24 protein-coding genes and 1 tRNA gene are annotated in these 22,181 nt (G+C 67.7%); 11 read left to right on the plus strand and 14 right to left on the minus strand.

All coding sequences use genetic code 11. The features are described from left to right. Nucleotides 1–4: 4 nt before the first annotated feature. Together ACFOLC_RS07625 and ACFOLC_RS07630 are read right to left on the minus strand one after the other, a co-directional pair. The gene (locus ACFOLC_RS07625) at nt 5–1,063 is read right to left on the minus strand and encodes a glycosyltransferase family 4 protein (protein ID WP_386758655.1); all 1,059 of its coding nucleotides are present in this window, start codon (nt 1,061–1,063) and stop codon (nt 5–7) included. A 240-nt stretch (nt 1,064–1,303) separates the two neighbouring features. After that, nucleotides 1,304–1,489: a hypothetical protein gene (locus ACFOLC_RS07630; protein ID WP_386758656.1), complete on the minus strand. Its 186-nt coding sequence runs from the start codon at nt 1,487–1,489 to the stop codon at nt 1,304–1,306. Nucleotides 1,490–1,749: 260 nt separating this feature from the next. On the opposite strand from ACFOLC_RS07630, the gene ACFOLC_RS07635 reads away from it, so the two are divergent. The 4 genes from ACFOLC_RS07635 (at nt 1,750) to ACFOLC_RS07650 (ending at nt 5,464) form a co-directional block, all read left to right on the plus strand. Further along, nucleotides 1,750–2,199, plus strand: a complete 450-nt coding sequence (locus tag ACFOLC_RS07635) for a helix-turn-helix transcriptional regulator (RefSeq protein WP_386758657.1) — start codon at nt 1,750–1,752, stop codon at nt 2,197–2,199. A 28-nt stretch (nt 2,200–2,227) separates the two neighbouring features. Then, nucleotides 2,228–2,638, plus strand: coding sequence for a VOC family protein (locus ACFOLC_RS07640; protein WP_386758658.1), 411 nt, complete (start codon nt 2,228–2,230; stop codon nt 2,636–2,638). 125 nt (nt 2,639–2,763) lie between these two features. Further along, on the plus strand, nt 2,764–2,991 hold the full coding sequence (locus ACFOLC_RS07645) for a hypothetical protein (RefSeq protein ID WP_386758659.1): 228 nt from the start codon (nt 2,764–2,766) through the stop codon (nt 2,989–2,991). Nucleotides 2,992–3,049: 58 nt separating this feature from the next. Then, nucleotides 3,050–5,464, plus strand: coding sequence for an ATP-binding cassette domain-containing protein (locus tag ACFOLC_RS07650; protein ID WP_386758660.1), 2,415 nt, complete (start codon nt 3,050–3,052; stop codon nt 5,462–5,464). Between the two features lie 103 nt (nt 5,465–5,567). On the opposite strand, the gene ACFOLC_RS07655 is transcribed toward ACFOLC_RS07650, so the two are convergent. The 4 genes from ACFOLC_RS07655 to ACFOLC_RS07670 form a co-directional block, all read right to left on the minus strand. Continuing rightward, entirely contained in the window at nt 5,568–6,968 is a 1,401-nt protein-coding gene (locus ACFOLC_RS07655) for a M28 family peptidase (RefSeq protein ID WP_386759019.1), read from the minus strand. Between the two features lie 291 nt (nt 6,969–7,259). Continuing rightward, complete coding sequence (mscL, locus tag ACFOLC_RS07660) at nt 7,260–7,667, minus strand: large-conductance mechanosensitive channel protein MscL (protein WP_386758661.1); 408 nt, start codon at nt 7,665–7,667, stop codon at nt 7,260–7,262. A 47-nt stretch (nt 7,668–7,714) separates the two neighbouring features. Further along, the gene (locus ACFOLC_RS07665) at nt 7,715–8,461 is read right to left on the minus strand and encodes a fumarylacetoacetate hydrolase family protein (RefSeq protein WP_386758662.1); all 747 of its coding nucleotides are present in this window, start codon (nt 8,459–8,461) and stop codon (nt 7,715–7,717) included. Nucleotides 8,462–8,468: 7 nt separating this feature from the next. Beyond that, nucleotides 8,469–8,768, minus strand: coding sequence for a hypothetical protein (locus ACFOLC_RS07670; protein ID WP_386758663.1), 300 nt, complete (start codon nt 8,766–8,768; stop codon nt 8,469–8,471). Nucleotides 8,769–8,825: 57 nt separating this feature from the next. Between ACFOLC_RS07670 and ACFOLC_RS07675 the strand changes: the two genes are divergently transcribed. Then, nucleotides 8,826–9,206 carry a Rieske (2Fe-2S) protein gene (locus ACFOLC_RS07675; RefSeq protein ID WP_386759020.1) on the plus strand — a complete coding sequence of 127 codons (381 nt, stop codon included), beginning with the start codon at nt 8,826–8,828 and terminating at the stop codon, nt 9,204–9,206. A 110-nt stretch (nt 9,207–9,316) separates the two neighbouring features. Here the strand turns inward: ACFOLC_RS07675 and ACFOLC_RS07680 are convergent, their stop codons facing one another. The 5 genes from ACFOLC_RS07680 to thiS all read right to left on the minus strand — a co-directional run bounded on the left by ACFOLC_RS07680 (nt 9,317) and on the right by thiS (nt 13,746). Then, nucleotides 9,317–9,808: a GNAT family N-acetyltransferase gene (locus ACFOLC_RS07680; protein WP_386758664.1), complete on the minus strand. Its 492-nt coding sequence runs from the start codon at nt 9,806–9,808 to the stop codon at nt 9,317–9,319. 75 nt (nt 9,809–9,883) lie between these two features. Then, entirely contained in the window at nt 9,884–11,722 is a 1,839-nt protein-coding gene (locus ACFOLC_RS07685; RefSeq protein WP_386758665.1) for an SLC13 family permease, read from the minus strand. Between the two features lie 125 nt (nt 11,723–11,847). Next, nucleotides 11,848–12,591 carry a tRNA (guanosine(46)-N7)-methyltransferase TrmB gene (gene trmB / locus ACFOLC_RS07690; protein WP_386758666.1) on the minus strand — a complete coding sequence of 248 codons (744 nt, stop codon included), beginning with the start codon at nt 12,589–12,591 and terminating at the stop codon, nt 11,848–11,850. Further along, nucleotides 12,591–13,385 carry a thiazole synthase gene (locus ACFOLC_RS07695; RefSeq protein ID WP_386758667.1) on the minus strand — a complete coding sequence of 265 codons (795 nt, stop codon included), beginning with the start codon at nt 13,383–13,385 and terminating at the stop codon, nt 12,591–12,593. The genes trmB and ACFOLC_RS07695 overlap by 1 nt, the downstream gene beginning before the upstream one ends. A 160-nt stretch (nt 13,386–13,545) precedes the next feature. Continuing rightward, nucleotides 13,546–13,746, minus strand: coding sequence for a sulfur carrier protein ThiS (gene thiS, locus ACFOLC_RS07700; RefSeq protein WP_386758668.1), 201 nt, complete (start codon nt 13,744–13,746; stop codon nt 13,546–13,548). Nucleotides 13,747–13,931: 185 nt separating this feature from the next. Here thiS and ACFOLC_RS07705 point away from each other — a divergent pair, with 185 nt between their 5' ends. The 6 genes from ACFOLC_RS07705 (at nt 13,932) to ACFOLC_RS07730 (ending at nt 19,810) form a co-directional block, all read left to right on the plus strand. After that, nucleotides 13,932–15,743, plus strand: a complete 1,812-nt coding sequence (locus tag ACFOLC_RS07705) for an autotransporter domain-containing protein (protein ID WP_386759021.1) — start codon at nt 13,932–13,934, stop codon at nt 15,741–15,743. Nucleotides 15,744–15,816: 73 nt separating this feature from the next. After that, nucleotides 15,817–15,890, plus strand: a tRNA-Gly gene (locus ACFOLC_RS07710). A gap of 91 nt (nt 15,891–15,981) precedes the next feature. Continuing rightward, the gene (locus ACFOLC_RS07715; protein ID WP_386758669.1) at nt 15,982–16,461 is read left to right on the plus strand and encodes an ATP-dependent zinc protease family protein; all 480 of its coding nucleotides are present in this window, start codon (nt 15,982–15,984) and stop codon (nt 16,459–16,461) included. Next, nucleotides 16,458–17,366, plus strand: a complete 909-nt coding sequence (rimK, locus tag ACFOLC_RS07720; RefSeq protein ID WP_386758670.1) for a 30S ribosomal protein S6--L-glutamate ligase — start codon at nt 16,458–16,460, stop codon at nt 17,364–17,366. The genes ACFOLC_RS07715 and rimK overlap by 4 nt, the downstream gene beginning before the upstream one ends. Nucleotides 17,367–17,779: 413 nt before the next feature. Beyond that, on the plus strand, nt 17,780–18,460 hold the full coding sequence (locus tag ACFOLC_RS07725) for a response regulator transcription factor (protein ID WP_386758671.1): 681 nt from the start codon (nt 17,780–17,782) through the stop codon (nt 18,458–18,460). Between the two features lie 45 nt (nt 18,461–18,505). Next, nucleotides 18,506–19,810: a sensor histidine kinase gene (locus ACFOLC_RS07730; RefSeq protein ID WP_386759022.1), complete on the plus strand. Its 1,305-nt coding sequence runs from the start codon at nt 18,506–18,508 to the stop codon at nt 19,808–19,810. Between the two features lie 90 nt (nt 19,811–19,900). Here ACFOLC_RS07730 and ACFOLC_RS07735 read toward each other — a convergent pair whose 3' ends face one another. From ACFOLC_RS07735 to ACFOLC_RS07745, 3 genes are all read right to left on the minus strand, one after another. Then, nucleotides 19,901–20,818, minus strand: a complete 918-nt coding sequence (locus ACFOLC_RS07735) for a branched-chain amino acid transaminase (protein ID WP_386759023.1) — start codon at nt 20,816–20,818, stop codon at nt 19,901–19,903. Between the two features lie 62 nt (nt 20,819–20,880). Beyond that, nucleotides 20,881–21,459: a hypothetical protein gene (locus ACFOLC_RS07740; RefSeq protein ID WP_386758672.1), complete on the minus strand. Its 579-nt coding sequence runs from the start codon at nt 21,457–21,459 to the stop codon at nt 20,881–20,883. A 79-nt stretch (nt 21,460–21,538) separates the two neighbouring features. After that, on the minus strand, nt 21,539–22,150 hold the full coding sequence (locus ACFOLC_RS07745) for a hypothetical protein (protein ID WP_386758673.1): 612 nt from the start codon (nt 22,148–22,150) through the stop codon (nt 21,539–21,541). Nucleotides 22,151–22,181 lie beyond the last annotated feature (31 nt).

The following is a 22,181-nucleotide window of genomic DNA, read 5'->3' on the forward strand; positions in this document are numbered from 1 at the left end:
CAGCTCAGGCCGTCAGTCGCAGGCCGGAGCCTCCCTGTCGCAACAGCTGCCAGTAAATATCGACGTAGTCGCGCGCCATCGCGGCGGAGGAGAAGCGGCGTTCGAAGGTGGTGCGGATGCGACGGCGATCGAGCTTCCGCACGGTGTCGATGGCCTGCACCGCCTGCTTCTCCGACGTCACGATGCGGCCGGTGATGCCGTCATCCAGTACTTCCGGTACCGAGCCGCAGTTCCAGGCGATCACCGGCGTGCCGCAGGCCATGGCCTCGATCATCACCAGGCCGAACGGTTCCGGCCAGTCGATCGGGAACAGCAGCGCCAAGGCATTGCCGAGAAAGTCGCCCTTGTCGGCATCGGTGATTTCACCGATGTACTCGATCGACGGGTCGTCCAGCAGCGGCACGATCTGCTGCTGGAAATAGGCGCGGTCGACGGCGTCGACCTTGGCTGCGACCTTCAGCGGCAACCCGGCGCGCTGTGCGATCGCGATGGCGCGGTCGAGGCGCTTTTCCGGCGAAATCCGGCCAAGGAACGCGAGGTAACCGCCCTGCGGCGCAGGCGTGAACGGGTACAGTCCAACCGGCAGCCCGTGGTAGACCGTGCCGAGCCAGTTGGCGAATGGCAACGGTTGGCGTTGGTGGTCGGAGATCGAGGCCAGCGGGAACTGCGGCCAACGACGGTAGGCGTCGGGCAGGTCCTTGAGGTCGAGGCGGCCGTGCAGGGTGGTGAGGGTACGGTGGGCCCGACCCTCGAAGAACGGGTAGTGGATCAGGTCGACATGGAAATGCAGGATGTCGAACTCCGCCGCGCGCCGCCGCACTTCGTCGAGCAGTACCAGATGCGCGGCCAGGTCGGACTTCAATGGTGCCGGGTCGAGGCGGATCGCCTGGTCGCGCATCGGTACCAGGCGTGCCTGGGTATGGGTGTCGGCGGAGGCGAACAGGCTCACTTCGTGACCGGCCTCGACCAGGGCGTCGCACAGGTGCGCCACGACCCGTTCGGTGCCGCCATAGAACACGGGTGGCACCGCTTCGTACAGCGGAGAGATTTGCGCGATTCGCATGGGCTTGGACCACGCCCGAGCGGACTACCAGCGTCCGGCCGTAGTGGGCGCGATGGGCGGACGTTACGACCCGGCCCGTGTAGGCCGCGTATGTGTGCTGCGCCGATTCATCGCGGATCGAAACGGACAGGCAACACGCACGGCGCGCAGTTGCGATCCCTCGCGCGCAGGAGCGCTGTTCAGCGGCGAGTGCTTGAACGAGGCGATGCCGGATGAATGCGAGCCGGTGCAGCGCCCGCGTCAGTCCGGGGCCTTGGCCGGTACAAAAGGTGACACCGGATCGCTGGCCGGGAAGGTTTCTTCCAGCGCCTCGTCCTGATTGTCGCTCTCGTGCTGTTTGCGGTCTTCGCGCTCGCGTTCGGTTTCCTTGGGGGCCGGTTTGTCGGTGCGCTCGATCGAGGGATCTTTACGGTCTTGCTTGGTCATGGTGACTCCCAACACGCAGGTCGGTCGTCCTTGATCGTGTGTGACTGTGGCAAACGTGCCGCACGTTGAACATTACGCACGGTGCGCTAAGAATCTGTGAGGTCGGTGGTGGCGTGGATTCACGGATGCAGGCTCCGTGGCGACGTAAGGTCGATGCACACACAATGCGCCGCAGCGGGCAGCACGCATCGAAGGACAGTCCCAGATACGCCGCCTCAACGGGCTTGAGCGCTCCGGTGCGAGGTGGCACGATCGCGTGGATGACCAGCCGACCCACCGCAGCACAGCACCTGCGCGACCTCGCGCGGCTGCGTCGCGTCCGCGACCGGATCGACCGGGAATACGCGCAGCCGCTCGACGTCGAGGCGCTGGCCCGGGACGCGCACATGTCGGCCGGGCACCTCAGCCGCCAGTTCCGGCTCGCCTACGGCGAGTCGCCGTACGCTTATCTGATGACACGGCGCATCGAGCGCGCGATGGCGCTGTTGCGTTGTGGCGACTTCAGTGTCACCGAGGTCTGCTTCGCGGTCGGCTGCTCGTCGCTGGGCACCTTCAGCACTCGCTTCACCGAGCTGGTCGGTGTGTCGCCCAGCGTGTACCGGCGCGAGGCGGCGCTAGCGACCGAGGGGATGCCGTCGTGCGTGGCGAAACAAGTGACCCGACCGATCAGGAATCGAGAAGCGCCGGCCCCCGAGCTGGATCTAGCATGACGGCCCGACCCACACCGAGCTGACCACCATGGACATCGCCATTCACTCCAGCTTTCTTCCGCACAACGACCCGGATGCAGCGCTGGCCTTCTACCGCGACACCCTCGGCTTCGAGGTCCGCAAGGACGTCGGCTACCAGGGGATGCGCTGGATCACGGTCGGTCCCGTCGGCCAGCCCGGCACGTCCATTGTCCTGCATCCACCCGCCGCCAGCCCCGGCCTCACCGATGACGAGCGCCGCACCATTGCCGAGATGATGGCCAAGGGCACCTACGCCATGATCATCCTGGCCACCGCCGACCTCGACGGCGTTTTCGCGAAGCTGCAGGCCAGCGACGCCGAGGTCATCCAGGAGCCGACCGAGCAGCCGTACGGAGTTCGCGATTGCGCCTTCCGCGATCCCGCCGGCAATCACATCCGCATCAACGAGCTGCGCTGAGCCGTCCGGCGAACGAGCTGCGCTGAGCCGTCCGGCGATTGCCACCCACGCCTACAACTGCTGAACATCCCCACCCGGCAGGTCGCCGGGGCCATTGAAGTTGCTGGTCTTCACAGGAGACTCCAATGAATTGGAACAAGTGGATCCGGCAGTTCCATCGCTGGGTGGCCGTCGTCTTTACGCTGACCGTCATCATCACTTTCATCGCCTTGGCGCAGGAGAAGCCTGTCGTCTGGGTGTCGTACGTGCCGCTGTTTCCGCTCGCCTTGCTGCTGTTGACCGGCCTGTACTTGTTTGTGCTGCCGTATGTCAGCAAGTGGCGCGGTGGGCGACGCACGGCTGACGATAAATGACATTGCTCGAAACGGGTCAGATCGAGCCAGAGGGCCTCGCCCAACCAATGGAAACACGATGAGCAAGGCCACGAAGAAGGGCGCGTTGTCGCCTGCGCCGCACGCCGCCGACCGCCACGACCTGATCCGCGTGCACGGCGCGCGCGTCAACAACCTCAAGGACGTCAGCATCGAGATCCCGAAGCGCCGGTTGACGGTGTTCACCGGCGTCTCCGGTTCGGGCAAGAGCTCGCTGGTGTTCGGCACCATCGCCGCCGAGTCGCAGCGGCTGATCAACGAGACCTACAGCGCCTTCGTGCAGGGTTTCATGCCGACGCTGGCGCGCCCCGAGGTCGACGTGCTCGATGGACTGACCACCGCGATCCTCGTCGACCAGGAGCGCCTCGGCGCCAACCCGCGTTCCACGGTCGGCACCGTCACCGACGCCAACGCGATGTTGCGCATCCTGTTCAGCCGGCTCGGCAAGCCGCATGTCGGCCCGCCCAGCGCGTTCGCGTTCAACGTGCCGTCGGTCCGGGCGGCCGGCGCCATCACCGTCGAGCGCGGCAACAAGACCATCACCAAGAAGGAGACCTTCAACCGTCTCGGCGGCATGTGCCCGCGCTGCGAGGGCATGGGCAACGTCAACGACATCGTCCTGACCCAGTTGTACGACGACAGCAAGTCGCTCAACGAGGGTGCGCTCACCATCCCCGGCTACAGCATGGACGGCTGGTACGGCCGCATCTTCCGCGGCTGCGGTTTCTTCGACCCGGACAAGCCGATCCGCAAGTACTCGAAGAAGGAACTGCACGACCTGCTCCACAAGGAGCCGACGAAGATCAAGGTCGACGGCATCAACCTGACCTACGCGGGCCTGATCCCGCAGATCCAGAAGTCGTTCCTGTCCAAGGACATCGATGCGTTGCAGCCGCACATCCGCGCGTTCGTGGAGCGGGCGATGACGTTCCGTACCTGTCCCGACTGCGCCGGCACACGTCTCGCCGAACCGGCGCGGTCCTCCAGGATCAAGGGGATCAACATCGCCGATGCCTGCGCGATGCAGATCAGCGATCTCGCCGGATGGGTCCGTGGCCTCAACGAGAAGTCGGTCGCGCCACTGCTCGCCGCACTGCTGCAGACCCTCGATTCGTTCGTGGAGATCGGGCTGGGTTACCTGTCGCTCGACCGGCCGTCGGGCACCTTGTCGGGCGGTGAAGCGCAGCGCACCAGGATGATCCGCCACCTCGGCTCCTCGCTCACCGATGTCACCTATGTCTTCGACGAACCCACCATCGGCCTGCACCCGCATGACGTGCAGCGGATGAACGACCTGCTGCTGCAATTGCGCGACAAGGGCAACACGGTGCTCGTAGTCGAGCACGAGCCGGAGACGATCGCGATCGCCGACCACGTCGTTGATATCGGCCCCGGCGCAGGTTCCGTGGGCGGCACGATCTGCTACGAAGGCAGCGTCGATGGACTGCGGGCCAGCAAGACCATCACCGGCCGTCATCTCGACGACCGCACCGCCTTGAAGCAAACACTGCGCGCACCGACCGGCCAGCTTTCGATCCGCGGCGCGAAGACGCACAACCTGCAGGGCGTCGACGTCGACATCCCTCTCGGCGTGCTCTGCGTGATCACCGGTGTGGCGGGCTCGGGCAAGAGCTCGCTGGTGCAAGGGTCGATCCCCGCCACGGCAGGCGTGGTGTCGGTCGACCAGGGCGCGATCCGCGGCTCACGACGCAGCAACCCGGCGACGTACACGGATCTGCTCGAACCGATCCGCAAGGCGTTCGCCAAGGCCAACAACGTGAAGCCGGCGCTGTTCAGCGCCAACTCCGAGGGCGCCTGCCCCACCTGCAACGGCGCCGGCGTCATCTACACCGACCTGGCGACGATGGCCGGCGTCGCCACCCCCTGCGAGGACTGCGAGGGCAAGCGCTTCCAGCCGGCGGTGCTGAAATACAAACTCGGCGGGCGCGACATCAGCGAGGTACTGGCGATGTCGGTGGCCGAGGCCGGGACGTTCTTCGGCGCCGGCAAAGCGCACACGCCGGCCGCGCACGCCATCCTCGTACGGCTCGCCGACGTCGGTCTCGGTTACCTCAGCCTCGGCCAGCCGCTCACCACGCTGTCCGGCGGCGAGCGGCAGCGGCTCAAGCTGGCGACGCACATGGCCGAAAAGGGCGGCGTCTACGTGCTCGACGAGCCGACCACCGGCCTGCATCTGGCCGATGTCGAGCAGCTGCTCGGCTTGCTCGACCGGCTGGTCGACGCCGGCAAGTCGGTCATCGTCATCGAGCACCACCAGGCGGTCATGGCGCGCGCCGACTGGCTCATCGACCTCGGCCCCGGTGCCGGCCACGATGGCGGCCGGATTGTCTTCGAGGGCACGCCCGCTGACCTCGTCAAGGCCCGCACCACGCTTACCGGAAAGCACCTCGCGGCCTACGTCGATGACCCACCGCGGCGCTCGCGGACCCGCTGAGTGGACAGGCTGGGGCCGTTCGCGCCGAGACGGTGCGGCCCCGTGATCGGATCTGCCGCGATGTCGCCGTCATCGTCATGACGCCGCGACATCGCAGAGGGTGTCACTCGCTTTTGGGTGCGCTGCCGAAATCGCCTTCGGCCGAAGCGGCCAGGTACGCGAACACCGCATAGGCTGCGACATTCTGCGCCAGCGCCTTCGGATCGATCTTGTCGAAAGTGTCGTCCGGGGTGTGGTGCAGGTCGAAATAGTCGCTGCCGTCCTGCGCCAGGCGCGCCCAGGCCAGGCCCTTTTCCGCGAACGGGCTGATGTCCGGCCCGGGGCCGCCGGTGCCTGGCACGTGCTCGATGCCCAGCGGCGCCAGTGCCTGCGCGATCTGCGCGTCGGCGGCCTTGGCATGGTCCGGCGCCGAGCTGGAATAGGCGTAGATGCGACCGGCGCCGAAATCGCTCTCGGCGGCCAGCTGATGCTTGCCCAGGTCGGGGGCGTGCTTGGCCGCATAGGCCTTGCCGCCGTGCAGGCCCTGTTCCTCGTTGGCGAAGGCGACCACGCGGATGCTGCGCGCCGGGCGCTGCTTGAGGTTGCCGATCAGCTTGCCGGCGGCCATGGTCAGGCCGACGCCGGCACCGTCGTCGATCGCGCCAGTGCCCAGGTCCCAGGAGTCGAGGTGGCCGCCGATCAGCACGACCTCATTTGGCTTCTTGCTGCCGGTGATCTCGCCAATGACATTCTGCGAGGTGTACTGGCCGTCCCAACCGCAATCCAGCGCGACCCGGACCTTGGCCGGGCCGAGTGCGAGCAGGCGCGCGAGCTGGTCGGCGTCGGGCACCGCCAGCGCCGCCGACGGGATCGGCGTCAGGCCTTCGTCGAAGCGGGTGATGCCGGTGTGCGGGTTGCGGTGCGAGTCGGTGCCGGCCGAGCGCATCAGGTAACCGGCGGCGCCGGCGCGGATCGCTGCCGACGGGCCGCGGCTGCGCACCTTGCCACTCGGGCCGTAGCCGCTGCCGTCGCGGGCGCGTTCCATCTTGTAGTCGACGAAGGCGATCTTGCCGGCCAGCGAACCGGCCGCTGCAGCCTCCAGTGCGGCCAGGTCGGCGAAGCGCACGACCTCGCCCTCGACCGTGCCGGCCGGGCTGCCGCCGAGCGCGGTCAGGTGCAGCGGCTGCGCGTGCGCGCCGAGCACCTGTGCGCTTTCGCTGCGGCGCTCCCACTTCGGGAAGGTGACCGGCTCGGTCCAGACCTTGTCGAAGCCCAGTTCCTTGAACTTGGCCACCGCCCAGGCGACCGCGCGCGCGTCGCCTTCGCTGCCGGCCAGGCGCGGGCCGACCTGCGTGGTCAGCGATTCGGTGATGCGGTAGCCCAGGTCGCTGGCCAGTGCGGTCTCGCGCAGCTGGGCGGCGGTGGTCATGGCTTGGTCGGGAATGCGCGTCTCGCGCTGGGCGGCACCGACATCGCCGCTGAACACCGCGGCGGACAGACAGGAGGCGATGGCCACCGGCAGCATTGCGCGCATTACCCGGACTCCCCGACTCGAACAAGACGAAGCCGCCAGCGTAACAACTCGCCGCGATGCGGTGAGGTGCCTGTAGTCACGCGGCGGTGTGCCGCGGTTGGCGGAAAGCCAAGAGAGGACACCTTCCTGCCGCGGAAACCCGTCACCGTTCGCCCTGAGCGTAGACCGTCAAGCCGAAGTTGAAGGGTGAATGGGCGGCAGAACCAACAGGCGCGCTCGTCCTTCGACTTCGGCGCTGCGCGCCTACGCTCAGGCGGAACGGTGCGCGGAGTGAAGCGACGTTTACGCGGGCTTCTTCAGCGAATCGCGGATCTCGCGCAGCAGCAGCACGTCTTCCGGCGTGGCCGGGGCAGGGGCCGGCGTGCGCACCTTGTTGTAGGCCTTGAGGACCACGAAGATCACCAGCGCGATCAGCAGGAAATCGATCGCGGTCTGGATGAACAGGCCGTACTTGAGCGCGACCTCGGCGGCGACTTCCTTGCCGGCCGCGTCGAGCTGGGCCGGGCGCAGCACGTACTTCCAGTCGCTGACGCTGACGCCGCCGCTGATGAAGCCGACCACCGGCATGACGATGCCGTCGACGAGGGCGGTGACGATCTTGCCAAACGCGGCGCCGATCACCACGCCGACCGCGAGGTCGACGACGTTGCCGCGCGATATGAATTCCTTGAACTCGCTGATCATGCCCATGGCTGCTCTCTCTCCGTGTGTTGGCAAGGGCGGCGGTGCCGCCGCAACTATAGCGCCGCGTCCGCGACGCCGGCTTGTTCGACGATCCGGCCCGACAGCTCGCTCACGCCTTCGAGCACGGCATCGAAGCGATCATCCGGCCACAGCGGGCCGACGCCGGCCGGCGTGCCCATGAACACCAGGTCGCCGGCGCGCAGCGCGTAGAGTTTCGACAGCTCGTGCAGGATTTCCGGCACGCTCCAGACCAGATCGGCGAGCGAGCCGCGCTGGCGCGTTTCGCCGTTGACCTGCAGGCTCAGCATGCGGGCGCCGAGTTCGCCGACGTCAGCGACCGGCACGATCGCGCTGATCGGTGCGGAGTGATCGAACGCCTTGCCGGTGTCCCAAGGCAAACCTTTGGCCTTGGCCGCACCCTGCAAGTCGCGACGGGTCAGGTCGAGACCGACCGCGTAGCCGAATACCAGCGCCATCGCGTCGACCGGATCGAGCTCGCCCGCCGGGGCGTCGCGGCCGAGCGCGACCACCAGCTCGACCTCGTGATGCAGCTCGCGGGTGCCGCGCGGGTAGGGCACGGCCTCGTCGAGCACGATCGCGTCGGTTGGCTTGAGGAAGAACACCGGAGTGCCGCGGTCGGCGGCGCAGGTTGGCACCGTCGCGCCCATCTCGCGTGCGTGATCGGCGAAGTTGCGGCCGACGCAGTAGATGCGGTGGACAGGAAAAAATCGATTGGCGCCAGGACCACCACCGCGAACAGGAACCCGGGTTGGCGGCAGCGCCGCGATCACGTCGGTCATGCGCGGTTTACAGGGGGTGCGTGTGCGAGCGTTGCCGGTCGAGCACGGACTGGTCGACGACGCGGTACTCGCCATCGACGACGCGCGGATCGCGGGCGACGGGGCGGCCGCGCTGCTTCAACAGCTTGTAGGCCACGCCGGCGACGATCATCGCCGCGCCAAGCACCACGCTGAACATCACCAGCACCACCAGCACCCCCAGTCCCACCAGGCCGAGCGCGAAGCGCAGCAGCGGGTGCCGCGGCTTGCGCGGTTCGAAGGCTTGGCGGAGGCGGGCGTGGTCGAAGCGGAAGCTCTGGGCGAACATTTCGTACGTCGTGACACAATGCGGCAATACGCCGGGCAGGCGAGTATCGGTGCAGGCATGAACGAGGGTGTGAGAACTTCGTTAAACAATGCGCAAGAGGGGGCCGCTGCGGCGGTGCCGTTGCTGGCGCTGGAACGCTTGCCCGACGGTGCTTTCGCCGAAGTTGAAGCGGTGATCGACGGCGATGCTGAATCGCTGCTGCTCTACCGTGACGGCGATCACGTGCGCGCGTGGCTCAACATCTGCCCGCATGCGGGCCGGCGCCTGGACTGGGCGCCGGGGCAGTTCCTCAAGAGCAAGGACGGGCTGCTGGTGTGCGCGGCACACGGCGCCAGTTTTGAGCTGCGCGGCGGCGAGTGCGTCGCCGGGCCGTGCCGCGGCGAGGCGCTGCGCGCGGTCGAGGTGACGGTGCGTGACGGCGCGGTGTGGTTGGCCTGAGGGTTCAACGGCTTGCGGCCACCGACGCGGGCGATTCCGCAGTCCTGGGAGGAGGCGGCTGACGTGTGAATCAAACGGCGCTGCGGAGCGGCTACGGCTTGAATGAATTGTTAGGTGCCTTGCTGCAGGCGCCGATACATGACATGCGCATCAACAAGGCCATGTTGCCGGTGGCGGAACGCCTTAGGAAGCGTGCCCACGATAGCAAAGCCGAGCTTCTCGTAGAGCCTGACGGCCGGCAGGTTTGTACTCACAACATAATTGAACTGCATGGCGAGAAAACCTTCGCTTTGGGCCTGTGCGATGCTGTGATTGACCAAAGCGCGGCCAATGCCTTTGCCTTGAGCGGATGGAGCGACAAGGTAAGTTGCACTGGCTACATGAGACCCAAGGTCTGGGTAGTTGGGCCCCACCTTGTACATGCCGATTACGTCACCGCCGACTGCGGCAACATACGACGTATGCGGCCCGAACCAATGGGTACGGAATGTGTCGCGGTCTAGAGAGCCAGCGAAGGGCAACGTATCGCCAGTGGAAATGACCGCCTGAAAAATGTCCCACATGGCGGGAAGTTCCGCCTGAGTCGCTCTTGTGATCTGCACGCGAAACTCCGGAAAGACACCTAACAATACGGTGACGGAAAAGCGGGCTGCCCTGCGGGTTCCCTGTCGCGGCGATCAGAACAACAGATTGACCATCAGCACGATCACCAGCGTGTAGACCAGCGACAACGGCCCGCCGATCCGCCACAGCTCCTTGCCGCTGTAGCCGGCCGGTCCGGTGATCATCGAGATCACCGGGTTGGATGCGGTCATGAAGTTGTTGGACGCCGACAGCGCGACGATCAGCGCGAATGCGGTCGGGTTGCCGCCGACGGCCAGCGCCATGTTGATCGCCAGCGGCACCACGACGATGGTGGCTCCGACGTGGCTGATCACCAGCGAGAACACCGTGGTCAACACACCCAGCGCCACCTCCAGCAGCCACACCGGCGTGCCGGTGGGCAAGCGCTCGATGGTGTGGCCGGCGACCCAGGCCGCCGCGCCGCTGGAGTCCATCGCCCAGCCCAGCGGGATCAGGCAGGCCATCAGGAACACGGTCTTCCAGTTGATCGCCGCGTAGGCCTCGTCGATGTTGAGCACACCGGCGACCAGCATGCCGGCCACGCCGGTCATCAGCGCGATCGACACCGGCAGGCGCGAGGACAGCGCCAGCAACATCGCCACGGCGAAGATCGCCATGGCGATCTTGAACTTGTGCGGGCGCTGCTCGCCCTTGGGGTAGTCGGTGACCACCACCAGGTCCTTGCTCGCCGCAGCCTGCGCCAAGTCGGTCCAGATACTGTGGAACACCAGCATGTCGCCGGCGCGCAGCGCCACGTCGCGCACGTTCTCGCGCAGCACGGTCTTGTCGCGGTTGATCGCCAGCAGGCTCAGGCCCATCTGCTTGCGCAGCTGCAGGTCGCGGCCGTTCTTGCCGATGAACTTCGAGGTTGCCGGCACCACCGCCTCGGAGATGCCGGCGCGGCTCGGGTTGAACAGGTCGCCGAAGTTGCGCAGGCGCGCGCTCATGCGCAGGAAGTGGTTCTGGGCGAAGTCGCTGACCTGCTGGCGCGGGCCCATCGCGCCGAGCACGCTGCCGACCCAGATGCGGGTATCGGCCGGCGGCGCCAGCCGCGACTCGCTGTCGCTCTTGAGGGCGAGCAGCAGCGGCGCGTTGTGCAGCGCCTCGGCCTCGCCCAGCGACATGCCGACCAGCGGGCTGTCGGCGCTGACGGTGAGCTCGTAGACGTCGCCGTCGATGCCGTAGGCCTTGGCGAAGTAGCTCTGCGTGCGCGCCGGCGTCGCGCCCTTGCTGTCGTCGTCGCGCAGGCGCTTGTCGCCGAAGAAATGGAAGTAGGCCAGCGACGCGCCGAGCAGGGCCAGGCCGATCGGCAGCGGCGCGAACATCTTCAGCGGCTCAATGGTGGCCGCGCCCGAGGGCAGGTTGCTGTTGGCGGCGAGCAACAGGTCGTTGAGCAGGATCAGCGGCGAATTGCCGACCATGGTCAGGCCGCCGCCCATCACGATCGCGGCGGCGATCGGCAGCAGCAGGCGCGGCAGGGTCAGGCCGGTGCGCGAGGACAGGCGCGCGGCGACGGGCATGTACAGCGCCATCACCGACGGGTTTTGCATGATCGAGGAGTTGAGGCCGGCGACCGCGCTGGTCAGCAGCAGCAATCGTTGCTCGACGCCGTGCGCGCGGCGCAGCAACCAGCCGGCGAGGCGGTTGAGGGCGCCGGTGCGGTCGAGGCCGGCGCCGAGGATCATGGTCGCGATGATGCTGATCACCGCGTTGCCGGAGAAGCCGTTGAACAGCTCCTCGGGCTCGACCAGGCCCGACAGGCCCAGCAGCACCAGCACGACGAGGGCGACGACGTCGGCGCGGATGCGCTCGAACAGGAACATCACCATCGTGAAGCCCACCAGCCCGAGCACGAGCTTCATGTCGGTGGTGAGCGTCAGCGCGGTGTCCATCAGGGCCGTGATTCGTGATTCGGGATTGGGTATTCGCGAAAGCAGGCTCGTGCGCCTGTGCGGGAGCGGGCCTGGATCGGCCTAGGATGACGAGCGGTCTTCAGTCTCGAATCCCGAATCACGAATCACGAATCCCGGCTTTTGTCATAGAGGAGGTCCCACACGCCGTGGCCGAGTTTCTGGCCGCGGGTCTCGAAGTGGGTCTGCGGTCGCCAGTCCGGTCGCGGCACCGCGCCACGCGGGCCGGCGCGGTTGACGAGGCCGGGGGTTGCGTCGAGTACATTCCACATCTGCTCGGCATAGTCCTGCCAATCGGTGGCGAGGTGCAAGCGGCCGTCGCCGGCAAGCTTGCCGACGAGCAACTGGGCGAACTCCGGCTGCACCAGGCGGCGCTTGTTGTGGCGCTTCTTGTGCCAGGGGTCGGGGAAGTAGATGCGGACCTCGTCGAGCGAGCCGTCGGCGATTTCGTTGCGCAGCACTTCCACCGCGTCATGGTGGTAGACGCGGACGTGGTCGCTGCCGTCTTCGGCCAGTGCATTGAGCAGGCGGCCGACGCCGGGCGCGTGTACCTCGATGCCGATCAGGTCGCGTGCATGGTCGTGTTGGGCGGCGAAGCGCAGGGCCTCGCCGTTGCCGAAGCCGATCTCGAGCACGCGTTTGGCGCTGCGGCCAAAGGCGGCGGCGAAGTCGCGCGGGGTACCCGTGTAGTCGAGGCCGAAGCGCGGCCATTGCGTGTCGAACGCGCGCTGCTGCGCCTCGGTGAAGCGGCCCTGACGCAGCACGAAGCTGCGCACCTGGCGGCGGCCTGCCTCGATGGTGAAAGGCTTGGGCGGGGTCTTGGCGCCGTCGCTCGAGAACGGATCAGTCATTAACCGATCAATCCATCGACCGGCGAAGACGCACTGGCAAAGCGCTTGCGCGGAATCCGCCCGGCCTTGAACGCGGCGCGGCCGGCCTCGACCGCGAGCTTCATCGCGTGCGCCATCAGCACCGGATCCTTGGCCCCGGCAATGGCGGTGTTCATCAGCACGCCGTCGCAGCCCAGCTCCATCGCGATGGCGGCATCGGAGGCGGTGCCGACGCCGGCGTCGACGATGATCGGCACGCGCGCGTTCTCGACGATCTCGAGCAGGTTGTACTTGTTCTGCACGCCCAGGCCCGAACCGATCGGTGCGGCCAGCGGCATGACGGCCACGCAGCCGAGCTCCTCCAGGCGCTTGGCCAGGATCGGGTCGTCGGAGGTGTAGACCATCACGTCGAAGCCGTCCTTCACCAGCGTCTCGGCCGCGACCAGGGTCTGCACCACGTCGGGGTACAGGGTCTTCTGGTCGCCGAGCACTTCCAGCTTGACCAGGTTGTGGCCATCGAGCAGCTCGCGCGCGAGGCGGCAGGTGCGCACCGCGTCGTCGGCGGTATAGCAACCGGCGGTGTTGGGCAGGATCGTGTAGCGGTCGGGCGGCAGCACGTCGAGCAGATTCGGCTCGCCCGGGTTCTGGCCGATGTTGCTGCGGCGGATCGCGACGGTAACGATCTGCGCGCCGGCGGCCTGCGTGGCCAGGCGGGTCTGTTCGAGGTCGGTGAACTTGCCGGTGCCGGTGAGCAGGCGCGAGGCGTAGGGCTTGCCGGCGATGACGAGGGGGTCGAGGTGGGTCGGTGCGGTCATCCGGTTAGTTTACCAGCGGGCGATGCCTGCCCTTGCGCATTCGAGGACGTGCCGATGCCGTCCATGGTGTCGCGTTGCGGGCTTCGGACAGCCCTGTCCGGCCCATCCATGGCCGGGCGTTCGGCCCGTGCGCGAGGCAGTGCCTCGCAGGCGTACGGCCTCACCCGCCGCCGAGGGCGTGCACGATCTCGATGTGGTCGCCGTCGGCCAGGGCCTGCTCGCCGTGGCGGCTGCGCGGCACGATCGCGCCGTTGACCTCGACCGCGACGCGGCGTTCGCCCAGGCCCTCGGCCTGCAGCAGTTGCTGCACGGTGGTGTGCGCCGCGACCGCGCGCGGCTCGCCGTTCAAGAGGATGTCCATGCGCCATTGTCCCCTTGCGGACCGGGACTGGCCAGCGTGGGCACGGATTTTGCCGCGCTGCGGCTTGTACGCGGCGGCGGCGCGTGGTTCGATGCCGGCCATCCGCGGGCGTATGCCGCCCGGACGGATCACTTCCATTCAAAGACACTCCAGGGACTTCCATGATGAAACCCGTCCGCACCGTGCTGGCCGCCGCTCTGGCGTTGGCGACCGCACCGGCGTTTGCGCAGACCTACTCGCAGACCGTCTTCTTTGGCGACAGCCTGACCGACTCGGGCTATTTCCGGCCGGCGCTGGTGGCCGTCAACCCTTCGGCAGCGATCCTGGGCCGCTTCACCACCAACCCGGGCCTGGTCTGGTCCGAGCACGTGGCCAACTACTACGGAACCGACGCATCCAGCATCAGTCAGGGCGGCAGCAACTACGCCATCGGTGGTGCCAGGGTGGCGACGGACCGTGCCGGGCCGACTCCAGCGCTGCCGACGTTGTCACTGAAGTCCCAGATCGCCGCCCATCTGGCCGCCAACGGCGGTCGGGCTGATGCCAATGCGCTGTACACGACCTGGGGCGGCGCCAACGACCTCTTCGCGGCCGCGGAGGCGGCCCGGCTCGGGGCCACGCCGCAGCAGGTGCAGGCCATCGTCGGCGCGGCTGTGGCTGCGCAGGTCAGCAATGTCGCCACGCTCGAGGCGGCCGGTGCGCGTTACGTGCTGGTGGCCAACATTCCCGACCTGGGCATCACGCCGCAGTTCGGCGCGAACGCACTCGTCTCGGCGCAGGCCACGGCGCTGGCGACCGGCTACAACGACGCACTTTTCGGCGGCCTGGCGTCGGCGGGTTTGCGGGTGATTCCGCTCGATACCTTCCACCTGCTGCGCGAGATCGTCGCCAACCCGGCGCCGTACGGCATCACCAACACCACCGGCACGGCCTGCCTGATCGAGAGTTCGCTGACCTGCAACCCGGCCACCTACGCCACGCCCAGCGCGCCGGATACCTACGCCTTCGCCGACGGCGTGCACCCCTCGACGAAGGCGCACGCGATCCTTGGTGACTACGCGATCTCGGTGCTGGAAGCGCCGCGCCAGCTGTCGGTGCTGCCGCATTCGGCAGCGACCACCGGCCGCGCTCGCGCCGACCGCGTGGCGGCGCAGGTCGGCGTCCGCCCCGGGGCCGAAGGCGAAGGCATGCGCTGGTGGGCCGACGTGCGCGGTGACTCGCAGCGTTACGGCCACGGCGACAATTACGACGGCATCGTCCCGGCGCTGAGCGCCGGTGTGGACTGGGCCCGCGGCAACCTGGTGTTCGGCGGCTTCGGCGGTTACGGCCAGGGCAAGATCGACTGGGGCAACAGCGGCGGCAATTTCGACCAGACCGATGCCAGCCTGGGCGGCTACCTGGGCTGGAACAGCGGTGCGGCCTGGGTCAACGGTCAGGTCAGCTACACCTGGCTCAGCTACGACGTGGAACGCCAGGTCAAGCTCGGTCCGACCGCGCGCGTGCACAGCGGCTCGCCGGACGGCAGCAACATCACCGCGGCGGTGCAGGGCGGCTGGAACTTCCAGCACGGCGCGCTGACCCACGGCCCGGTGCTGTCGCTGGTCTCGCAGACCATTGATATCGACGGCTACGCCGAGAACAGCACCGAGGCGACCGCACTGGCGTTCTCGGACCAGAAGTTCGACTCGCTGATCGGCAGCGCCGGCTGGCAGGTCGACTACGCCATCAACGAGCACCTCAAGCCCTACGCGCGCCTCACCTACGACCGCGAGTTCGAGGAAACCGACGAGGAGGTCTTCGCCCAGCTGCGCTCGATGCCGGGCACGGCGCCGTACGCGGTGCCGGGCCAGGAGTTCGACCGCAACTACGGCACGCTGACTTTCGGTGCGCGCACGCAGCTGTTCGGCCTGCAGGCCAATCTCGGCACCAGCCTGACCGTGGGCCAGAAGGGCGGCAACGACACGACGGTGTTTGTCAGCGTCGGCAGCGGCTTCTGAGCCGGGCGCGCGACGCCGCTGTGGCGGCGTCGCGTTGCCAAGCCGCAGGCGCGGAGCATAGACTTTGCGGCATGCGGGTGTAGTTCAATGGTAGAACTGCAGCTTCCCAAGCTGCTAGCGTGGGTTCGATTCCCATCACCCGCTCCATACTTACAACGGCGGTCGCCCCTTGCGACCGCCGTTTTTGGTTCATGCGCATCCCAGTGCGCGTCGGTGCGCACTCGGTTTCGGAGACACGATGGCAGGCAGGATCGTGCTCGGTTGGCGGGAGTGGGTGGCCTTGCCCGGCCTCGGGATTGGCGCGGTACGGGCCAAGATCGACAGCGGTGCGCGCAGTTCGGCGTTGCACGTCGACGCGCATTGGCGGTTCAGCGAGGGGGGCGCGCCCTGGGTGGGCTTCCGCCTCAGCCCGGACCTGGTCGGCGGTGAGGTGATCGAGTCGGTCGCACCGATCCACGACGAGCGCAACGTCACCGACTCCGGCGGCCGCCGCACCCGGCGTGTGTTCCTGCGCACGCCGTTGTGCCTGGCCGGGATCGAACGCGAAATTGAAATAAATCTGTCGGATCGTCGTGGCATGCGTTTCCCGATGCTGCTGGGGCGCACCGCGATGGCCCGTGTGTTCACGGTCGATCCGGCACGCTCCTTCCTCCACGGCAGGCATGCGCCCGTCGTGCCTCCCACTTTCAGCCTGACCCCCGGCCGGCCACCCCAATGAAGCTCGCGATCCTCTCGCGCAACACCAAGTTGTATTCGACCCGGCGCCTGGTCGAGGCCGCGCGCGAGCAGGGCCACAGCGTGCGCGTGCTCGACCCGCTGCGTTGCTACATGCGCATCGCCAGTGACGGCTTCGGCATGCACTACAAGGGGCGGCCGATCTCGGGTTACCAGGCGGTGATCCCGCGCGTTGGTGCCTCGGTCACGCGCTACGGCTCGGCGGTGCTGCGCCAGTTCGAGCTGATGGACAGCTTCACCCCGAATTCGTCCGACGCGATCCTGCGCGCGCGCGACAAGCTGCGCTGCCACCAGTTGCTCGCCGCCGAGGGCATCGGCCTGCCGACCACGGTGTTCGGCGACAACCCCGACGACACGATGGACCTGCTGTCGATGCTCGGGCCGCCGCCGCACGTGATCAAGCTCAACGAGGGCACCCAGGGCACTGGCGTGATGCTGACCGAGAAGCCGTCGGCCTCGCGCGGCGTGATCGAGGCGCTGCGCGGGCTGTACGCCAACTTCCTGGTGCAGGAGTTCATCGAGGAGGCGCATGGCGCCGACGTGCGCTGCTTCGTGGTCGGCGGGCGCGTGATCGCGGCGATGAAGCGGCAGGCGCCGAAGGGCGACTTCCGCTCCAACCTGCACCGCGGTGGCTCCGCCAAGGGCGTGCGCGCCAGCGCCGCCGAGCAGGACGTGGCGATCCGTGCCGCGCGCGTGCTGGGACTGGGCGTGGCCGGTGTCGACCTGATCCGATCCAAGCGTGGCCCGCTCGTGCTCGAGGTCAATGCTTCACCTGGATTGGAAGGCATCGAGGAGGCCAGTGGCGTCGACGTGGCTACCGAGATCATCCAGTACGTGGCCGGCCGGCTGAAGCGTCGCACGGCGAAGCGAGTGGCGACTTCACGGTAATTTGCCGACATTCGGCGGTAAATGCCGATATTTTGCGATTTTATTCAAGTGATGGCTTTGTCGGTCGGCCGATTAACATCTATTTAACGCCAACTTTTAACAGCGGTTTAATCGGTTTCGGCGTAGCCTGTCCGGGCCGCAGCACTGCCGCTCTGCCAAGTCAGCGATCTGGTCGATGCAGGTTACGGTAATCGGGGCAATACCCTTTTGGCCCAGGCGCGGCGGCCCCGCGCTTGGGCCTTTGTTTGCCAGCGTGGTTCGTGTGCGGGCAGTGAGCAGTGCACGGCGAGCGCTCTGGCAGAATCGTTAAGCTTGCGATTCAAGCTTGCAATCGATCCTGCACCGGGTCGATTGCCAACTCTTGGAACCTCGCCGGCGACCACAGGTCGAAGGCCATCAATCAGGAAGGTCCAATGCGCATCCTCGTCATCGAAGACAACCAGGACATTGCCGCCAATCTTGGCGACTTTCTCGAAGACCGCGGCCACACCGTGGACTTCGCCGCCGACGGCATCACCGGGCTGCACCTGGCCGTGGTCCACGACTTCGACGCGATCGTGCTCGATCTCAACCTGCCCGGACTCGACGGCCTGGAGGTCTGCCGCAAGCTGCGCAACGAGGCGCGCAAGCAGACCCCGGTGCTGATGCTGACTGCGCGTGACAGCCTCGACAACAAGCTGGCCGGCTTCGACTCCGGTGCCGACGACTACCTGATCAAGCCGTTCGCGCTGCAGGAGGTCGAGGTCCGGCTGAATGCACTGTCGCGGCGCGGTCGCGGCGTGCAGACCCGGGTGCTCAATACCGCCGACCTCGAATACAACCTCGACACGCTGGAAGTGCGCCGCCAGGGCAAGCTGCTGCAGCTCAACCCGACCGCGCTGAAGATCCTGCAGGCGCTGATGGAGGCCTCGCCGGCGGTGGTCACGCGCCAGGAGCTGGAAACGCGGGTGTGGGGCGAGGAGTTGCCGGACTCGGACAGCCTGCGCGTGCACATCCACGGCCTGCGCGCCGTGGTCGACAAGCCCTTCGAGGTGCCGCTGATCCAGACCCGGCACGGCATCGGTTACCGCATCGCGGCCCCGGACAACGGATAAGCCTGCGTGGCGGCGACCGAGGAGCCCGCGCCACGACGGCGCAAGATGCGCTACCGGCGGCAGCTGCGCAGCCGCATCATCCTCGCCTTCGTCCTGCTCGGCTTCGGCCTGACCGCGCTGTTCGCGTGGGCGACCAACTGGACCCGCAACCGCGTGGAGAACCAGCTGGTCGAGGACGTGATGAACCGCAACATCACCGAGGCCGCGCGGCAGTACGAGCAGAACCCGGACAACCCGCAGTTCGCGGTCGACCAGATACGCGCCTACGTCTATACCGCCGACAAGTTCGACTCGGTGCAGGTCAACTGGCCGGAGTGGTACGGGCTGCGCGACGGCATCTACGGCATGACCGGGGTCGGCGAGAACGGCGAGCCGTTCGCCTACAAGCTGGCGGTGCGCAAGACACCGACGGCGTGGTTTTTCCTGGCTTACGACATGTCGCAGGCCACGCGCGGCGAGCAGCAGTTCAACCGCGCGATCTACGCATCGGTGTTCCTGTTCACGCTGCTGTCGCTGGTGGTCGGCTGGTGGGCCGCCTCGCGCGTGATGAGCCCGGTGTCGGAGCTGGCCAACCGGCTCAAGCAGTCCGGGCGCAGTTCCGAGCCGGAAAACCTGGCCTCGCACTTCCCCGACGACGAGGTCGGCCAGCTGGCCGAGGCGCTGGACGACTACGCCGAGCGCCTGACCGACGTGGTCCAGCGCGACCGCGAATTCAACGCCGACGTCAGCCACGAGCTGCGCACGCCGCTGGCGGTGATCAAGGGCGCCTCCGAACTGCTGCTGTCGCGCCCGGACCTTGACGACAAGACCCGCAACCGCCTGCTGCGCATCCAGCGCGCCGAGCAGCAGTGCACCGACCTGATCAGCGCGCTGCTGCTGCTGTCGCGCAACGAGCGCGGGCACGGCGCCACCGACATCGGCAAGGCCGCCGAACAACTGCTCGACGCACACCGCGCCCAGCTCGGCGGCAAGCCGCTGGAGCTGCGCATCGAGGGCGAGCGCGGCCTGGTCGTCGATGCGCCGGAGGCGGCCGTGGCGGTGGCCCTGGGCAACCTGATCGGCAACGCGGTCAAGTACACCACCCAGGGCGAGGTGATCGTGCGGTTGGGGCCGAAGGCGGTGGAGGTGATCGACTCCGGTCCGGGGCTTAGCGCCGAGGACGCCGCCAAGCTATTCCAGCGCGGTTATCGCGGCACCCACGCCGGCCATTCGCAGGGCGGCGGCATCGGCCTGTCGATCGTGCGCCGCCTGTGCGACCTCTACGGCTGGGAGGTGTCGGTGCGGCCCGGCGAGCCGCACGGCGTCATCGCGACGCTGGCCTTCGATGCCACCTCGTTGCGCACCACCTGAGGTGCGGCGGCGCAGGCGTGAAGCCGCGCGCGGTGAGCGCGGCTTCAACGCAAAGCCGCGAAGCCCGGATCGACCGGGCCCCGCTTCAACTCACAGCGGCTCAAGCCAGCCGTACTTGTCCTGGGTGCTGCCGTTGAACAGGCCGAAGAACAGCTCCTGCACCTGTCGCGTCACCGGGCCGACCTTGCCGGTGCCGACCTGACGGCCGTCGACCGAGCGGATCGGGGTGATCTCGGCGGCGGTGCCGCACATGAACAACTCGTCGCACAGGTACAGGTACTCGCGCGGCAGGTCGCGCTCGATCACCTCGATGCCGACATCGCGGGCGAGGGTGATGATGGTGTTGCGGGTGATGCCGTTGAGCAGCGCCGCGCTGACCGGCGTGGTGTGCAGCGCGCCGTCGAACACCAGGAACAGGTTCTCGCCGGCACCTTCCGACAGCAGGCCGGTCGAGGCCAGGGCGATGCCCTCGCCGAAACCGAGGCGGCGCGCCTCACGCGCGACCAGCTGGCCCGACAGGTAATTGCCGCCGGCCTTGGCGCCGGCCGGCAGGGTGTTGGGGGCGAAGCGCTGCCAGCTCGACACACAGGCATCGATGCCCTGTTCAAGCACGCTGGCTCCCAGGTACTGGCCCATCTTCCAGGTCGCCACGGCCATGTCGGTCGGGGTGTCGGCCGACAGGCCGAAACCGCCCAGGCCGCGGTAGGCGACCGGACGCAGGTAATCGGTGGTGTTGTCGTTGGCCTTGAGCACGTCGCGGCAAGCGGCGTTGATCTGCTCCAGCGAGTACGGCATCGCCATGTCGTAGATCTTGGCCGAGGCGAACAGGCGGGTGTTGTGGTCGGTCAGGCGGAAGATCGCCGGGCCGCTCGGCGTCTGGTAGCTGCGGATACCCTCGAACACCGACGAGCCGTAGTGCAGCGCATGCGACATCACGTGCGTGGTGGCGTCGGCCCAGCGCTTGATCGCGCCGTTGTGCCAGATCCATTCGGGGTATTGCATCGCCAGCTTCCATCAGGGGGAAGCCGCTATTGTGCCCTGCGCCGTCGCTCCGTCCCAAGCTGCGGCAGTCAGCCCTTGATCCACCAGCAGCCGAAATGCTTCTGCAGGCCGAATACCGTGCGCGATGGCGTGCTGCCGTTGGCCAGGGTCTGTTCGACCCGCAACGCCACCGGCGATTGCCGGACGCTGGCCTGCGGGTAGTAGTCGCCGTCGATTGCCGGCGCATCGACACCCGCGTCCCCGGCCGCTGCTGCTGCCACATCGGGCAGGACCGGCACGATGTCGACCAGGGGCCGCTGCACCAGGGCGTCGAGCCGCGTCAGCACCGCATAGGCACCGCTGCCCGACATCCCGGTCCAGTGGTAGACGCCGGCCAGCCGGTTCGCGTCGCGCGCGTCGATCGCGCTGGTCATCTCGAACATCAGGTCCTGCAGGTTGCGCGCACAGCCGCCACGCGCGGCGCGTGCGCCAGCGACCGCGGGCGCGCGCGACAACTGCTCGACGCCGCCGATGTCGGTGCATTGGCGATCGGTGAAGACCTCGTTGCCGTCCGCACCGGTACAACGGTGGACTTGGGCGTACCCCGGCGGCGCTCCGGCCAGGGCGAGCGACAGGACGAGGAGGCCGCGGAGTGCATGACGTTGCATCCGCCCAGACTAGCGATGGCCTTGCGGCGTGGACAGTGCGCCGATCGCAGTACGGGAGCGGCCGGTTCAGGGCCTGCGTTCAGAAGCGCACGAAATAGCAGCCGGCGTAACGCGCAACGGTCAGGTCGACCACCTGGTCCTGGAACCGCAGCTGCACGATGCCGGCGTCGTCGCTGGTCGCAGTGGCCGTGGGCGCGAAGGACAGCCCGCTGCTGGCGATGGTGGCCGCGAAATACTGGGCATCGAGCAGCGGGCGACGCGTGAGTTGCTGCAGCCGCTGCAGGATCTGCTGGCCTTGCCGGTGCGGCAGTCCCGCCCAGTGGTAGCTCTCGGCGATGCGGTTGACGTCGCCCAGGGCAAACGCAGCTTGCAGGTCCAGTGACAGCTGGCGGGCGTTGCGGGCACAGCCGCTGGCGGGCGAGCGGCGGCCGATGCCGGCGTTGGCCAGCGTCGGCGTCGTGACCCCTGCAGTGGAGTACATTCCGGCCTGCTCGCGCGCCAAACGGTTGAGCAGGTCGGCCGGCAACGGCAGCGGCTGGGCGCCGTAGGACGCGCAGGCGCGGTCGGTGTAGATGCGGCTGCCGTCGCGTGCCTGGCAGCGCTGGAGGCCGCCGGCGGCAGGGGCCGGTGCGCTGGCCAGGGCCACGATCAACCAGACCAGTGCCGCAAGAAAATGCGGCCGCGTATTCATGACCAGGCGGGCCGGGCGGGGACCTCGATCC

Origin of the sequence: Lysobacter cavernae (assembly GCF_042648505.1) — a bacterium.
Lineage (GTDB): Bacteria > Pseudomonadota > Gammaproteobacteria > Xanthomonadales > Xanthomonadaceae > Lysobacter_L > Lysobacter_L cavernae.

Coding starts and splice junctions, on each gene's coding strand:
- ACFOLC_RS07635 (WP_386758657.1), top strand. CDS start 1,750: ATGACCAGCCGACCCACCGCAGCACAGCACCTGCGCGACCTCGCGCGG.
- trmB (WP_386758666.1), bottom strand. CDS start 12,591: ATGACTGATCCGTTCTCGAGCGACGGCGCCAAGACCCCGCCCAAGCCT.
- ACFOLC_RS07685 (WP_386758665.1), bottom strand. CDS start 11,722: ATGGACACCGCGCTGACGCTCACCACCGACATGAAGCTCGTGCTCGGG.
- ACFOLC_RS07640 (WP_386758658.1), top strand. CDS start 2,228: ATGGACATCGCCATTCACTCCAGCTTTCTTCCGCACAACGACCCGGAT.
- ACFOLC_RS07675 (WP_386759020.1), top strand. CDS start 8,826: ATGAACGAGGGTGTGAGAACTTCGTTAAACAATGCGCAAGAGGGGGCC.
- ACFOLC_RS07665 (WP_386758662.1), bottom strand. CDS start 8,461: ATGACCGACGTGATCGCGGCGCTGCCGCCAACCCGGGTTCCTGTTCGC.
- ACFOLC_RS07625 (WP_386758655.1), bottom strand. CDS start 1,063: ATGCGAATCGCGCAAATCTCTCCGCTGTACGAAGCGGTGCCACCCGTG.
- ACFOLC_RS07650 (WP_386758660.1), top strand. CDS start 3,050: ATGAGCAAGGCCACGAAGAAGGGCGCGTTGTCGCCTGCGCCGCACGCC.
- ACFOLC_RS07725 (WP_386758671.1), top strand. CDS start 17,780: ATGCGCATCCTCGTCATCGAAGACAACCAGGACATTGCCGCCAATCTT.
- ACFOLC_RS07655 (WP_386759019.1), bottom strand. CDS start 6,968: ATGCTGCCGGTGGCCATCGCCTCCTGTCTGTCCGCCGCGGTGTTCAGC.
- ACFOLC_RS07670 (WP_386758663.1), bottom strand. CDS start 8,768: ATGTTCGCCCAGAGCTTCCGCTTCGACCACGCCCGCCTCCGCCAAGCC.
- ACFOLC_RS07740 (WP_386758672.1), bottom strand. CDS start 21,459: ATGCAACGTCATGCACTCCGCGGCCTCCTCGTCCTGTCGCTCGCCCTG.
- ACFOLC_RS07730 (WP_386759022.1), top strand. CDS start 18,506: ATGCGCTACCGGCGGCAGCTGCGCAGCCGCATCATCCTCGCCTTCGTC.
- ACFOLC_RS07645 (WP_386758659.1), top strand. CDS start 2,764: ATGAATTGGAACAAGTGGATCCGGCAGTTCCATCGCTGGGTGGCCGTC.
- ACFOLC_RS07745 (WP_386758673.1), bottom strand. CDS start 22,150: ATGAATACGCGGCCGCATTTTCTTGCGGCACTGGTCTGGTTGATCGTG.
- rimK (WP_386758670.1), top strand. CDS start 16,458: ATGAAGCTCGCGATCCTCTCGCGCAACACCAAGTTGTATTCGACCCGG.
- ACFOLC_RS07630 (WP_386758656.1), bottom strand. CDS start 1,489: ATGACCAAGCAAGACCGTAAAGATCCCTCGATCGAGCGCACCGACAAA.
- ACFOLC_RS07715 (WP_386758669.1), top strand. CDS start 15,982: ATGGCAGGCAGGATCGTGCTCGGTTGGCGGGAGTGGGTGGCCTTGCCC.
- thiS (WP_386758668.1), bottom strand. CDS start 13,746: ATGGACATCCTCTTGAACGGCGAGCCGCGCGCGGTCGCGGCGCACACC.
- ACFOLC_RS07695 (WP_386758667.1), bottom strand. CDS start 13,385: ATGACCGCACCGACCCACCTCGACCCCCTCGTCATCGCCGGCAAGCCC.
- mscL (WP_386758661.1), bottom strand. CDS start 7,667: ATGGGCATGATCAGCGAGTTCAAGGAATTCATATCGCGCGGCAACGTC.